This is a genomic window from Paenibacillus praedii, from assembly GCF_049725345.1.
GTDB lineage: Bacteria > Bacillota > Bacilli > Paenibacillales > Paenibacillaceae > Pristimantibacillus.
This window is the reverse complement of the sequence record NZ_JBMWAM010000026.1, coordinates 18,527-31,096: the sequence shown is the minus strand read 5'-3', so window position 1 is coordinate 31,096 and position 12,570 is coordinate 18,527. Positions and strand designations below refer to the sequence as shown.

Here is a 12,570-nt window from a genome sequence, read left to right as displayed (position 1 = left end):
AGATGTATTTGTTTATTCACCGCAAGGATTTGCGTACCTCCGATTTGCGCGCATTTGATTATTTACAAAAGAGGGATACAGAAGGTATCCATTTGTTTATTTTAGATCCGACCTTCACGGTTGACGGCCGTCTTACCAGCCACAGCGGACGCAACTTTGTGAACCAAGCCGCCGCCCTGCTTCAAAGCTATTCAAATGCCGGCAAAGAGCTTCATGTGCTGCATGGCGACCCCTCACGAATCATCGAGGCGCTTCTGCAGGTCCATCCCATTGACGAGGTCATCGTTCATGCGGATTACACGCCATACTCGCGGAGCCGGGATGAGCGGCTTCAGCAAACGGCCATCAGACTAGGGCGACGCTGGTTGTCACTTCAAGATGCGCCGCTGGCTGATCTTGAGGCTTTCCCCGCATTCGCCCGGCGATCGGAGCCGTATAAAGTGTTCACGCCGTTCTATCGCATGTGGAGCAGCTATATGCTGCAATGCTATAGTCCAATGAGTATGGCCACAATCCATGACCTGAAAACCATGGGGGAGATAAGCAGTGCCGTTGCTGCCGAGTTTGCCTTGCCTGAGCCCATCGCTAGTGCGCTGGGCGGTACAGCCGGTTTAAGCGGATCAGAAAAACCGGAAGCTAGGCTTGAGCGCTTTGTCCGCGAGAGGCTTGCCGGCTATGCGGATTGCCGCGATGCCTATGCGGAGGAGCATACGAGCGGGCTCGCACGCTACTTGAATACAGGGGCAATCTCGGCTCGTCAAGCCTACGAAGCAACGCAGGGACTGCCGGGCTCGGAGTCTTGGCTGCGGCAGCTGGCATGGCGCGATTTTTATTTGTACCAGGCGATGTATCATGAGGACTACTTCCGCTATGAGCAGCTAGCAGACCTTTCCCCGTTAACAGACGAGCACTTCGAAGCGTGGGCGGCCGGCGCAACCGGCATTCCGATTATCGATGCGGCCATGACACAGCTGAATCGGACAGGCGAGCTGCCAAATCGGCTGCGAATGGTGACCGCTATGTTTTTGACAAAAAACCTGCTCTGTCCATTCACGCTTGGCGAACAGTATTTCCGCCTTCACTTAAGCGACTACGATAACACGTTGAATCGCGGAGGCTGGCTGTGGTGCTCCTCGCTTGGCTATGATGCCGCTCCTTATTTCCGAATTATGAATCCGGCGACGCAGTCGCAGACGCATGATCCAGACGGAAGCTACATCAGACACTGGCTGCCGCATCTCGCACATATGCCGGGCAAGAGCATTCACCAGCCGCTCAGCAGCGCCATCGTTGATCTAAAGGCTTCTCGCGCACGAGCGATCGACATGTACAAAACGATAATGAAATAACGGCCATTATCCCGCTATACATCCTTATGCTTCGGCAAGCGCATCGCTCCGCTCCTGTATTTGACTGCGCTTTCTGCCGAGCACGAGCATGACGGCTAATAGAAGCAGCATAAGCAGCACGAGTGCGCTAATATACCACAAGGTTGCCTGCACTTGAAACCGATCCATGAACCAGCCTGTCAGTCGAGGGAATATGGCGCCGCCAAGGCCGCCAAAGGCGACAAGCAGGCTTGTCGTGCGCTCCGTCATCCCTGGAATAAGCACGTTCGCATAGACGAGCGCGATACCGAAGATGCCCGAGAAGAACAAACCGCTAAGCGCTACCCATACAAGCATCCAGCTCAACTGCCCTATCGCTGCCATTAAAACAATGACAATGGCTGCGCCTACCGTGGCTATCAATAAGTAGCGGGCATAGCCCATCCGTTCAGCAAGCACACCCGCGAATATTCGTCCCAGCACGACCGTTCCCCAGAATAAACTGAGCACTGCCGCCGCCCCCGCTTCACCGACATCCGAGCGGGCAATCAGGATCGATGGCAAATAATTCGAGAAGCTCATCTCCATCCCGACATAAATCATAAAAAACAAAGCGGCCAGCAGCAGGAACGGCAGCGCTTGGCGCGGGTACCCAAAGAAAGCCGAGGCGCCTCTGGAGCTTGCAGCAGAAGCCGTCTTCTTTTTAATCTCCCTGTTCTCCTCCGCTGTCTGCGGTATGAACCCCAGCTCTTCATCCAGTTCTCCGAACGACGTCGTCAGCCAAAGCACGAATGTAATGCCGGCCAGCGCCGCCAAGATCGGGAAGGACACCTGCCATATATTGTTTGTAATTAAGTAAGCCGCCGCTATCGGGATCAATAGCGCACCGACACCAAAAAACGTCTCCAGACGACTCATCGCCGTAGCTTTGCCGTCCTTGGCCATATCAATAATCATCGCACCGACGACAGCCTCGGTCATACCGAACCCAAAGCCGGCCAGCGGAGCAATCGCCAGCATCCATCCCCAAGGAAGGAGTAGGCTGTAAGCCGCTTCGCTAACCGTCAATAAACCTACAGCTATAAGAACGGCGCCTCTCTTCCCGACTCTTGCTGTAATGGAAGGCGCGAGCAGGACGCCGACTAGAAAGCCAAGGAATTGATTCATAATCCATTGACCGCCGTCCTTGTAGGTTAAGCCGTAATGCGCGATCAACTGTTCTAATATAGCTCCTCCTACAACATGGGCAACCCCAATGACAAGATAGGACAAGCAGCCTAGCCAGATCAATTTTCTCATGTCAGCGAATCTCCTTATAAATGCACGTCAGGTCGTGCTATCTGATATAATAATCCTGTTTCAACTGTTATACGCTTATCCAAGCGCAATGATCTTATGGAGGCCGTCCCTCATGCACGATAATGAAAGCTCCAATCATTATAAACGACATCAATTGAAGATGACCATACATCCGCTCGAAATCCGGCATGCTCTCGAAATTTGCGATTGGAGCTACGAGGCACCCTTTGATATTTACAATTGGCCGACTTGGGAGGACATGCAAAAGGACGGAATCGAATTTGGCGATTCCGTCCTTCGTGAAGCGCAGTATGCTGCAGTGCTTAACGATGAGCAAATGCTGATCGGCTTTGCGCAGTTTTTCCCAATCGCAGGCGTAACCAGGCTTGGTTTAGGCATGCGGCCCGAGCTGTGCGGCCAAGGTCTTGGTCCCGAATTTATACGGCTCATTGCAGAAGAAGCAAGGAAACGAACGCCGGAGCATGAAATCGATCTGGAGGTCGTTACGTGGAATAGACGAGCCATACGCGCATATGAGCAAGCCGGCTTTCGAGTGTCCGACACGTATTCCCGCCGAACCGTGACTGGATATGCCGAATGTCATTGCATGGTCTATGAGCCTGAAGAGCAATAGGATCCTGTCAGAGCCGCATCGCTGCCCGCTCCATGTCCTGCAAGTCCATAAATAAGATAAGACCGGGTGCGGCTAATATAGAGACGGTACGAATCCGCGCATGTGAATCCAGATCGGTATAGGTTCGTGATACGATCGATCTGCGCCGCTCATTAAGCTGAACCAGATTCGGGACAAAATAAGGCCGCCAGCTCCAATTTATGCCGCGATACTGCTCCTCCCGCTTCCATGTCTTCGCCGATTCCCGGCAAAAGTTAGATGACAGCTGGATGCCATCCTCACTGCACAAATATACTCTTATGCACGGTTCATAAATCTGGGGGGTTAACCCTTCGATCCATTCATCCGCATTCACCGGATAGCCGGCCGTCTTCACAATTTCGACAAGTTGGTCAGCCAGTTGCTCGGCCTGACCTTGCCAATACCGCTCGGTGCCCAGAAACCGCTGCAGATGCTGCTCAAGCTCTGCCTCGATCATCGGCGCGAAACAGTTCGGATCGCGGAACCCAGGCTCCGCCTTTGCGAACATAAAGCCTTGCACATAACGAGCTCCCGCTTGAATGGAACGAGCGAGATCCTCACGCGTCTCTACTCCTTCGACCAGCAGGGAAGCGCCGATATGCTCCGCCAGATCGGAGAAAGAGCGGAGCACCCCGAAATAGCCGTCATGCGTCGCGCTTTTTTTGATCATATGAATATCGATTTTTAGCAGATTAGGCTGAATGTGGGCGATGCGATCCGTGCTGCTAAATCCGCTTCCAACATCATCGATGGCAATCAAGCAGCCTCTCGATCGATAAATATCAATGACCGCGCGCAGTCCATCCATGGAGCCGTTGAAGCTCTCTTCCGTAATCTCAATCACGATCCGCCTCGGGTCTATGCCGTACTTGTCCAACAACATGAGCGTATAAAGCTCGCCTAACTCCTCATTTCGATATATCCATGAAGGCTTTAAATTAATGAACAGCATCGGCGGCTCTTCCAACTGTGCCAGCTTCGCGAATGCCTGCTCCCGAAGCAATCTGTCCACAAGGATATGGTCCTCCAGCGCAACCCGCTCATCCCCGAAGAAGGGTCCCAGGCTGCGCACAGAATCACCCTTAACAGCTCTCCCCAGCACCTCGTACCCTATAATCCTTCTAGTATCCATCGCGATAATCGGTTGATAAAATGCAGCTAATGCTTCATCGTCTAAACCAAGCGCTTCCGGTAGCTTCTTCGATGTTCGGCACTCGTTCATAGCGCTCTCCTTAGTGTTACATGGGTGTTAATTTTTCTGTCATTTAATGATTAATATTGTAATCCAGCCGCTTTTAATTGTAAAGATATGTCGAAAAATCTATACTTATTTGTATTAATCATACAAACTCATATCAATCTTATGATCTGTGTTACTTTCTCTCCTTGCGATACTTCAATGATATGATGCTTGCTGTTATAGATTATGACACCTTCGCCTACCTTAATAACGGGATCTTCGCCTAATCCAAAAAATACATCATCGGCAAGTGCCTCCATTACCTCATGCCGATCCCCCTCGGGCAGTACTCGCCACTCCTCTTCTTCCATTTCAAAAAAAGTGTAGCTGCCTTCTATTTCCGCCACAGCAGCTGTCAAATCCTTCAATATATCAGCGTATTCTCTTGCATGACGTACTCCCATACTTATATAACCACCTTTGCGCGATTTCATTTTATTTGGATCTCTCTACTATTCTAACGCATTTCATCAATTTTTAACGGATTCGCCTTTAAATCGTACTATTTACTCTAATTTCAGCCTACACATTTGACGATAATAGAAGAAGTAGAGAAATGTCGAAAATCGTATTAGACGGGGTGTATGATGAAAAATTCAACTATTATCGGTCTTGTGTTAGGTATTATCGCTGTATTTGGAGGGATGGTTGTAAAAGGAGCCAGCCTCTCGTCCCTTATTAATCCCGCAGCTTATATGATTATTCTATTAGGTACAGCAGCTTCGGTAATGGTTGCTTTTCCCATGTCCGAGCTGTCCAAGATAGGCAAGCTGTTTAAAATGGTATTCTCCGGACAAAATTTGCCGCAGCGCGATGTTCTCATCGAACGCTTCATGGAATGGGCTTCGATTACGCGCCGCGAGGGCTTGCTGGCTCTTGAAGCGAAGGTCGATGAAATCGAAGATCCGTTTCTTCGCAACGGGATGCGCATGATTATTGACGGCAATGACCAGGACTTCGTTCGCGATGTTCTGCTCGAGGATATCGCGGCCACGGAGGAACGCCATAAAGCAGGCGCCCTTATTTTCTCCCAGGCAGGCACCTACGCTCCTACGCTTGGTGTACTCGGGGCCGTTGTCGGCCTAATCGCAGCACTGGCGGATATGAGCGATATGGATAAGCTTGCGCATGCGATTGCCGGCGCCTTTATCGCAACCCTGCTCGGTATCTTTACAGGTTATGTCTTATGGCATCCAATTGCCAACAGGCTGAAGCGCATGTCCAAGCAAGAGGTGCAAATCCGTCTTATGATGGTTGAGGGTCTTCTTTCCATCCAATCCGGTGTGTCGACCATTGCGATTAGTCAGAAGCTTTCTGTATTCCTGACACCAACGGAAAGAACGAAGATGAGAGAGAAGGAGGAAGGAGCCGTTGAGCAAAAAGCATAAACATGATGATCATGAGGAGCACGTAGATGAATCGTGGCTCATTCCTTATGCCGACTTGATGACTCTGCTCCTGGCACTATTTATCGTATTATATTCCATGAATTCTGTTGATGTTAAGAAGTTTGATGAGATGTCCCAAGCCTTTAACATTGCCCTTAGCAATGGCAGCGGAATTATGGAGAACACTGCTATTGTCAGATCTGGTGATGATGACGGCAAGAAGCAGGACGAAGAAGGCGCTCAGGGAGAGGAAGAAAACACCCAGGAAGCGGAAGACAATAGCCAAAATGACCAAACGGCAGACCAGGCCGCTCTTGATGCGCTTATCGAGCAGGAGCAGAAGGATCTTGCGGAACTGAAAAAACAGATTGATGCTTATATCCAAGAAAAAGGTCTAACCACCGATCTGGAAACAAAGCTCAATCTCTCTCAGCTGATGATATCAATCAGCGATAACGCGTTGTTCGCTCCGGCACAAGCAGACGTGAAACCGGAATCGAGGGAGCTTGCAGTTGCCATCGGAAAGATGCTGCAGAAATATCCACAATACGAGGTTATTGTCTCCGGTCACACGGATGATGTTCCGATCAATACCAGAATGTTCAGGTCGAATTGGGATTTAAGCTCCATGCGCGCCATTCGTTTCATGGATATCCTGCTTGAGAATACAGCGTTGAAGCCGGAACGCTTCAGCGCGATCGGTTACGGCGAATACCGCCCGGTGGGCGACAACAATACGGCAGAAGGCCGGGCCAAAAACCGCCGTGTCGACGTATCGATCATTCATACTTACACAGATGCTTTAAATGCTCAGAAGCTCTCGGTTGCACAGGAATAGAAGAATACAACGAAATCCCCTTATTCGTTCCGCTTCTTTTGCGGTCCAATAAGGGGATATTTTCATTTGACCGCAGGGGTCTATTGGGCTGCTACATAGGTTTATAGTTTAAGGTATGGAACAGCGTCGCCTTCTCTGCTTCGGTTAAATCACGCCACTTGCCAAGCGGCAGCCCTCCAAGATGAATACTCATAATACGCTGCCGCTGCAGCCTTCTCACATGATAGCCGAAGGCTTCGCACATTCTGCGAATTTGCCGATTACGTCCTTCTGTCAGAATAATCCGGAATACGCGATCCCCGACTCTCGTCACCTTGCAGGGCAGCGTCATACTGCCGAGGATATGTACGCCGCTTGCCATTCCATTCAAAAATTCGGCGGTAACTGGACGATCCACCGTGACCACATATTCTTTCTCATGCTTTCCTTCCGAGCGTAAAATTGGGTTGACGATATCTCCGTCATTCGTGAGTAGAATTAATCCTTCTGAATCCTTGTCCAACCGTCCAATCGGAAAAATCCGCTCCGTATGCCCGATGAAATCAACGATATTGCCTTTCACATGAAGCTCGGTCGTGCTCGTAATGCCCACAGGCTTATTGAGTGCAATATAGACGTGACGCTTCTGCTCACCGATCGGCTTGCCGTCGACGCGAACATCGTCCCCCGGCTCCGCCTGGCTGCCGAGCTGAGCAGCCTCACCATTAATGGTCACGCGTCCGCTGTCCACCAGCTTATCCGCTTCGCGTCTGGAACAAAATCCCGTTTCACTTATGAATTTATTAATTCTCAAAGCAGCTTCACCCCGTAGTATGAATCTTCTGTATGTATCTCCGTGAAGAATATTCTTATTGCAGGCCTTTCACCGATAAACGAGCCATTTCATCAGAGTTCATCATAGTAGACGATCTGATGTTTGAGGCAGCCGCATTAACCATGGCTTGTGCAATCGTGCGTGCAGCAATAGGCTTATATTTCTCCATTTTCCCTTTAAACAAAAAAGGAAGCTTTCTTCCTATTGCGGATGCTGCTTGTTCTCCGAATCTATGCTCTTGCCTGTCTCCTGTTATAAGTGACGGCCGAAAAATATGAAGTGAGTCTAATCCAAGACCTTTCAAATCCTCTTCAACCTTTCCCTTTACGCGGCTATAGAAAAACATCGACTTCTCGCTCGCTCCCATAGCTGTCACGATGAGCATTTTCTCTGCACCATGTCGCTTCGCCAGCCGCCCAAGAGTCATGGGGTAGTCATAATCAACCCGCATAAAATTTTGTTTCGTTTTGGCTTTCTTGATGGTTGTGCCCAAGGCGCAAAATATATCCGCGCCTGCAACGAGATCCGGCGATAAGTGCTCCAATTGCTCAAAGTCGATGATCTGTTGTTCTAATTTCGGATGAGTGATATTCATCTCTCTTCGTACAAGAACAATCACTTTATGATAGGCGTTATGGTTTAGCAGGAGGTCTACAAGCTCCTGTCCAACCAATCCCGTCGCTCCTGCAACCAGCGCTTTTTTTCCCATAGGCCGATTTGCCGCCCCCTCCGTCTTATACCCATTTGATGAGTCATGCCCGTTTATGATCCTAGTATACCGCTCTCGTCTTCTTCTTTCAAAGCGGGGAGCATGACATGCACGGTCGTTCCGACATTCACCTTACTTTTGATCTCTAATGTGCCTTTATGATTATTAATAATCCGTTGGCTGACCATAATACCAAGGCCCGTACCCGTTTCTTTGCCTGTGAAAAACGGATCGCCAATCTTCTGAATCATATCCTCCGGAATGCCTTCCCCTTCATCCATGATGGATATCGATATATGCCCACGCTTGTGGGTAATATGAATGTGAATTACGCCGCCGCTCGGCATCGCTTCAATCGCGTTCTTCAGTAAATTGATAAACACCTGTTTCAACTGATTCTCTTCGCATGAGATGCAGCACTTCTCCTCCGTAAAGGCCACATGAAATTCGATATTATGCAGCAGCGCTTCGCTGTTCATTAAGGCGATAACATCCTGAAGCACAGCCCTGACATCCTTCGTAACGAACCTTGCCGCTTGCGGCTTGGCCAAAATAAGAAACTCACCAACAATCAAGTTTATCCGGTCCAGCTCCGACAGCATGAGGCTGACATGCATCAGCGTCAGCTTCTTCGTCTCCTGCTGCAGCTGGAGAAAGCCGCGAAGCGTCGTTAGCGGATTGCGAATCTCATGCGCAACACCTGCTGCCAGCTGCCCTACAGTCGTCAGCTTCTCTGAACGGCGCAGCAGCTCCTCCATTTTGTTACGGCTCCGCATATCCCGCGATATGCTTGCGAAAGCGCGAATGGTGCCGTCTGAATCACGAATCGGCGAAATCGTAACGCTGACCGGAATCATCTCTCCCGCTCTCGTCACTCTCATCGTCTCTTGAGCGGGAAGCACCTTGCCCGCTAACAGCTGGTTCAGCATATGTTTCTTCTCTTCTTTGTGTGAATCCGGAAGGGTCGGATAAATCAAGCCGATAGCCTCCTCCTCCTCATAACCGAACAGCAGCTCAAATGCCCGATTAACCTGGATCACCCTTCCCTCCAAATCGACAAGATGAATGGCATCGCTCGTATGATTGATAAAAGACTCCAAATGCTCCTTCATCCGGCGATTTTCCTCAAAGGCCCGACGCAGCTTATTCATATAGATGCTTAAATTTTGCGACATCGCATTAATTTTCAGAGCAAGCAATCCAAATTCATCCTTGCTCTTAATTTGAATCGGTTGATGGAAGCGCGCCGATGATACCTCATTGACCTTCCACAAAATATCCTTCAGGGGCCTAAGCATCATCCCTGCCAACCAATAGCTGATAAAGAGCACAAGCAGCATCTTCAATCCGGTAAAAATGAGCGTGTCATTGCGTCCCTTACTGATAAGCTCTGTGATTTGCTTTTTATCGTACACGATACTAATAATGTAATTGCCCGTTCGTTCCGTCGAGTAATAGCTGCGAAAATAGGACTTGCCGTTTATCTCCATCTTTTGCAGCGTAAACTCATCTTTCTTCAGGGATCTAAGGAACGCGTCGTCGCTTATCGAGTCGCGGTACGTATACGCTCCATACGGAATCTTTAATGTAGCTTGATCAAAGACCGTGATTTCCTTTATATTTGGATTTAATAATTGGACCATATCGAATAGGTGCTCCGGACTCGAAGTACTTTCCAATGGAAGAGAGGCCGAACCCCGCTTCTGCTCGTAGAAGGCAACCGAGTTCGCAAAATGCATGGATGTCTCCTGCATCTCTTGCTGGGCCTGCACCTGCATACCCCGAATCATCGAGTATTCACTGAACATGTGATGGAGAATGAAAAACGTCAATACAATAAGAGAAATCATAATGGATAATTTCATCTTAATCGACAATAAATGACACGTCCTTTTATATCATGACTGTTTATTAACAATTCATTCACATTATCAACATAAGTTGTACACAGGTGTGAATAGATTGTGCGCAACAATGTGTGTACGAATAAAGTTATCCACAATATTATCTACAACATGTTAACAACGGAATATTTGTTCGTTGTATAACGCTCAACATAAAGGGGCAATGCAAATGATAAGAGAACAGACTGATCATCAATGGATGATGGAAGCTATCGCTGAAGCCAAAAAAGCCGAGCAAATTGGGGAGGTTCCCATTGGTGCGGTTATCGTAAGAAACAATGAGATTATCGGAAGAGGCTACAATTTGCGGGAGACGCAGCTTGACCCTACAGCGCATGCCGAAATGGTAGCCATTCGAGACGCCTGCGATCGCATTGGCGCATGGAGATTACTAGATTGTACGCTATACGTCACGCTGGAGCCTTGTCCGATGTGTGCAGGAGCCATTGTGCAATCGCGAGTCAAGCGTGTCGTGTACGGAACGACGGATCCTAAGGCCGGCTGTGCCGGAACGCTTATGAACTTACTGCAAGAGCCCCGTTTCAATCACGAAACGGAGCTTACCAGTGGAATTCTACAACCTGAATGTGCATCGTTGTTAACGCAGTTTTTCCGTCGCCTGCGAGAGCGGTAAGGCATCTCTACAAATGGTCACGACGTATTGAAATATGTGTTAGCTCATTTCGCTGAATATACTGTAACGCAACAATGAGTTGATCGGCCTCTTCGCTAATCGCCAGAACATCCGGATCTGTCAAACTGCCGCGTGCTTCGGCTATTTCATGAAGCTTTAGCCGTAGCGACTGCAATTGTTTAAGCAAGTGATTTTTGTCCATAGCTCGCTTCGGGGCACGCTCCTTATCTAGCACTCGTATGGTAATACTCCCATTATACTCCTTGCGCAGTAAGGAGTTTGTAAAAACGTGTCGATGAACGTAGACAATTTTCGGGCATTATTCGACAAATCGATGTTAATTATTCCATTTAGTAGGACCCTTAGCCTATAAAAATCAATCAATTTCTGGTAATTATATACCGCAACGTATTTCTTTATGAGGATAAATCCATTTGTATTATAGGTAGGTATGAAGTAAAATTATTTCATACCTTGCTTGAATTTATAGCGAAAAGAACTTACATTTTGAGACTGGATGTGCTTTTGTGAATAATAAAGCTGTAATTTTAGGATGCAATTATTACATAGGATTAAGTACTATTCGCTGTCTGGGCATAAACGGCGTACATACCGTTGCTGTAGACTATTCAAACAAAGAAACCTATGGCGCGGATTCCAAATATACATCAGAGCGACTTATCGCTCCTCATTATAAAGAAGACAAAGTAGCCTTCATCCAGTTTCTGAAGGATTATGCCCAGCGGCAAAGCTCCCCTCCGGTTCTCATTCCTTGTCACGACTCCTACTTAGAGGTAATTGACGAGCATTTGACCGAGCTGCGGGAGTATTATCTCATTCCGCAAGATGAGCAGGGCATATATTCCAATATGATGAATAAAGAAGTATTACACCGTCTTGCTTCAGAAAACGGCGTCGCCGTTCCCGAAACGGTGAGAGTGGATGAAGATCAGTTCTTCGAGAAGATCGATTCGATCATTAAATATCCATGCGTCGTGAAGCCAACCGACTCCCCTTCCTTCGTCGCGAAGTTCAGAAGGAAGCTGTTCAAGGTAAATAACCGTGCGGAGCTCGAGCAAGCGCTCGCCAAAGCGCGTGAGGCGAAGCTGGAAGTCATTGTACAGCGAATCATTCCAGGATTTGACGATCACATGTATACCTTCGACGCTTATTTGAACCAAGACTCCAAGGTGACGCATTGGGTGACCTGCCAGAAATTCCGTCAATATCCGATTAACTTCGGCGCATCGGTCTATACGGGGCAAAGGTATGTGCCGGAGCTGTTCGATATCGGCGCTCCATTCCTCGAGAAGATGAAATGGAAGGGCTTTGCGGAAATTGAATTTAAGAAGGACGCGGAAACGGGAACGTATTATTTAATCGAGGTTAACTGCCGAATCACGAACCTGAACAACCTGCTGTACAAGGTGGGCGTGAACATGCCTTGGATTACCTATCAGGAGCTGACTACCGGCAACCTTGTGCAGCCTAAGGCCGTCAAAGAGGATACAAAACGCGTATTCTGGTACGGGTACGAGGATATGCTTGCGATTCGCGATTATATCAAAAGCGGACAGCTTACCGCAGGGCAGGTATTTGTCTCCCTATTCAAGCCGAAGGCGTATGCGATCTGGGATTGGAAGGATCCGAAGCCTGCCATCTCCTACGCGTCTATTATTGGGCGAAAAATAACAAAGAAGCTGCTAAGAAGATAGCCATTGCCATTGCCATTGCCATTGCCATACCTCTATCGGTCTCTAG

13 protein-coding genes are annotated in these 12,570 nt (G+C 48.6%); 6 read left to right on the top strand and 7 right to left on the bottom strand.

Features of this window, described 5'->3' with window-relative positions; translation table 11 throughout:
- Window positions 1-2: 2 nt before the first annotated feature.
- A complete protein-coding gene (locus ACO9K6_RS18790; RefSeq protein WP_424769086.1) occupies window positions 3-1,349 on the top strand; it encodes a cryptochrome/photolyase family protein in 1,347 nt (448 codons plus the stop codon).
- 24 nt (window positions 1,350-1,373) lie between these two features.
- Here ACO9K6_RS18790 and ACO9K6_RS18785 read toward each other — a convergent pair whose 3' ends face one another.
- Window positions 1,374-2,627 (bottom strand): MFS transporter, encoded by a 1,254-nt coding sequence (locus ACO9K6_RS18785; protein ID WP_424769085.1) that lies wholly within the window; start codon window positions 2,625-2,627, stop codon window positions 1,374-1,376.
- Window positions 2,628-2,739: 112 nt separating this feature from the next.
- Here ACO9K6_RS18785 and ACO9K6_RS18780 point away from each other — a divergent pair, with 112 nt between their 5' ends.
- Window positions 2,740-3,261 (top strand): GNAT family N-acetyltransferase, encoded by a 522-nt coding sequence (locus tag ACO9K6_RS18780; RefSeq protein WP_424769084.1) that lies wholly within the window; start codon window positions 2,740-2,742, stop codon window positions 3,259-3,261.
- Between the two features lie 7 nt (window positions 3,262-3,268).
- On the opposite strand, the gene ACO9K6_RS18775 is transcribed toward ACO9K6_RS18780, so the two are convergent.
- Together ACO9K6_RS18775 and ACO9K6_RS18770 are read right to left on the bottom strand one after the other, a co-directional pair.
- Complete coding sequence (locus ACO9K6_RS18775) at window positions 3,269-4,504, bottom strand: EAL domain-containing protein (protein WP_424769083.1); 1,236 nt, start codon at window positions 4,502-4,504, stop codon at window positions 3,269-3,271.
- 128 nt (window positions 4,505-4,632) lie between these two features.
- Window positions 4,633-4,926: a hypothetical protein gene (locus ACO9K6_RS18770; RefSeq protein WP_424769082.1), complete on the bottom strand. Its 294-nt coding sequence runs from the start codon at window positions 4,924-4,926 to the stop codon at window positions 4,633-4,635.
- Window positions 4,927-5,109: 183 nt separating this feature from the next.
- On the opposite strand from ACO9K6_RS18770, the gene motA reads away from it, so the two are divergent.
- Complete coding sequence (gene motA / locus ACO9K6_RS18765) at window positions 5,110-5,910, top strand: flagellar motor stator protein MotA (protein WP_424769081.1); 801 nt, start codon at window positions 5,110-5,112, stop codon at window positions 5,908-5,910.
- A complete protein-coding gene (locus tag ACO9K6_RS18760) occupies window positions 5,894-6,748 on the top strand; it encodes a flagellar motor protein MotB (protein WP_424769080.1) in 855 nt (284 codons plus the stop codon). Before motA ends, ACO9K6_RS18760 begins: the two co-directional genes overlap by 17 nt.
- A gap of 91 nt (window positions 6,749-6,839) precedes the next feature.
- On the opposite strand, the gene rluF is transcribed toward ACO9K6_RS18760, so the two are convergent.
- The 3 genes from rluF to ACO9K6_RS18745 are packed head-to-tail and all read right to left on the bottom strand — an operon-like array spanning window position 6,840 to window position 10,148.
- Window positions 6,840-7,541 (bottom strand): 23S rRNA pseudouridine(2604) synthase RluF, encoded by a 702-nt coding sequence (gene rluF, locus ACO9K6_RS18755; protein WP_424769079.1) that lies wholly within the window; start codon window positions 7,539-7,541, stop codon window positions 6,840-6,842.
- A 55-nt stretch (window positions 7,542-7,596) separates the two neighbouring features.
- Window positions 7,597-8,271 (bottom strand): NAD(P)H-binding protein, encoded by a 675-nt coding sequence (locus ACO9K6_RS18750; RefSeq protein ID WP_424769078.1) that lies wholly within the window; start codon window positions 8,269-8,271, stop codon window positions 7,597-7,599.
- A gap of 53 nt (window positions 8,272-8,324) precedes the next feature.
- Window positions 8,325-10,148, bottom strand: coding sequence for an ATP-binding protein (locus ACO9K6_RS18745; protein ID WP_424769077.1), 1,824 nt, complete (start codon window positions 10,146-10,148; stop codon window positions 8,325-8,327).
- Between the two features lie 196 nt (window positions 10,149-10,344).
- Here ACO9K6_RS18745 and tadA point away from each other — a divergent pair, with 196 nt between their 5' ends.
- A complete protein-coding gene (tadA, locus tag ACO9K6_RS18740; RefSeq protein WP_424769076.1) occupies window positions 10,345-10,809 on the top strand; it encodes a tRNA adenosine(34) deaminase TadA in 465 nt (154 codons plus the stop codon).
- A 7-nt stretch (window positions 10,810-10,816) separates the two neighbouring features.
- Here the strand turns inward: tadA and ACO9K6_RS18735 are convergent, their stop codons facing one another.
- Window positions 10,817-11,044, bottom strand: coding sequence for a Spo0E family sporulation regulatory protein-aspartic acid phosphatase (locus tag ACO9K6_RS18735; RefSeq protein WP_424769075.1), 228 nt, complete (start codon window positions 11,042-11,044; stop codon window positions 10,817-10,819).
- A gap of 292 nt (window positions 11,045-11,336) precedes the next feature.
- Here ACO9K6_RS18735 and ACO9K6_RS18730 point away from each other — a divergent pair, with 292 nt between their 5' ends.
- Complete coding sequence (locus ACO9K6_RS18730; RefSeq protein WP_424769074.1) at window positions 11,337-12,524, top strand: carboxylate--amine ligase; 1,188 nt, start codon at window positions 11,337-11,339, stop codon at window positions 12,522-12,524.
- Window positions 12,525-12,570 lie beyond the last annotated feature (46 nt).

Excerpts from the sequence above, each read along its gene's own strand:
- ACO9K6_RS18790 (WP_424769086.1), top strand. The coding sequence starts at position 3 with ATGTATTTGTTTATTCACCGCAAGGATTTGCGTACCTCCGATTTGCGC.
- ACO9K6_RS18785 (WP_424769085.1), bottom strand. The coding sequence starts at position 2,627 with ATGAGAAAATTGATCTGGCTAGGCTGCTTGTCCTATCTTGTCATTGGG.
- ACO9K6_RS18780 (WP_424769084.1), top strand. The coding sequence starts at position 2,740 with ATGCACGATAATGAAAGCTCCAATCATTATAAACGACATCAATTGAAG.
- ACO9K6_RS18775 (WP_424769083.1), bottom strand. The coding sequence starts at position 4,504 with ATGAACGAGTGCCGAACATCGAAGAAGCTACCGGAAGCGCTTGGTTTA.
- ACO9K6_RS18770 (WP_424769082.1), bottom strand. The coding sequence starts at position 4,926 with ATGGGAGTACGTCATGCAAGAGAATACGCTGATATATTGAAGGATTTG.
- motA (WP_424769081.1), top strand. The coding sequence starts at position 5,110 with ATGAAAAATTCAACTATTATCGGTCTTGTGTTAGGTATTATCGCTGTA.
- ACO9K6_RS18750 (WP_424769078.1), bottom strand. The coding sequence starts at position 8,271 with ATGGGAAAAAAAGCGCTGGTTGCAGGAGCGACGGGATTGGTTGGACAG.
- tadA (WP_424769076.1), top strand. The coding sequence starts at position 10,345 with ATGATAAGAGAACAGACTGATCATCAATGGATGATGGAAGCTATCGCT.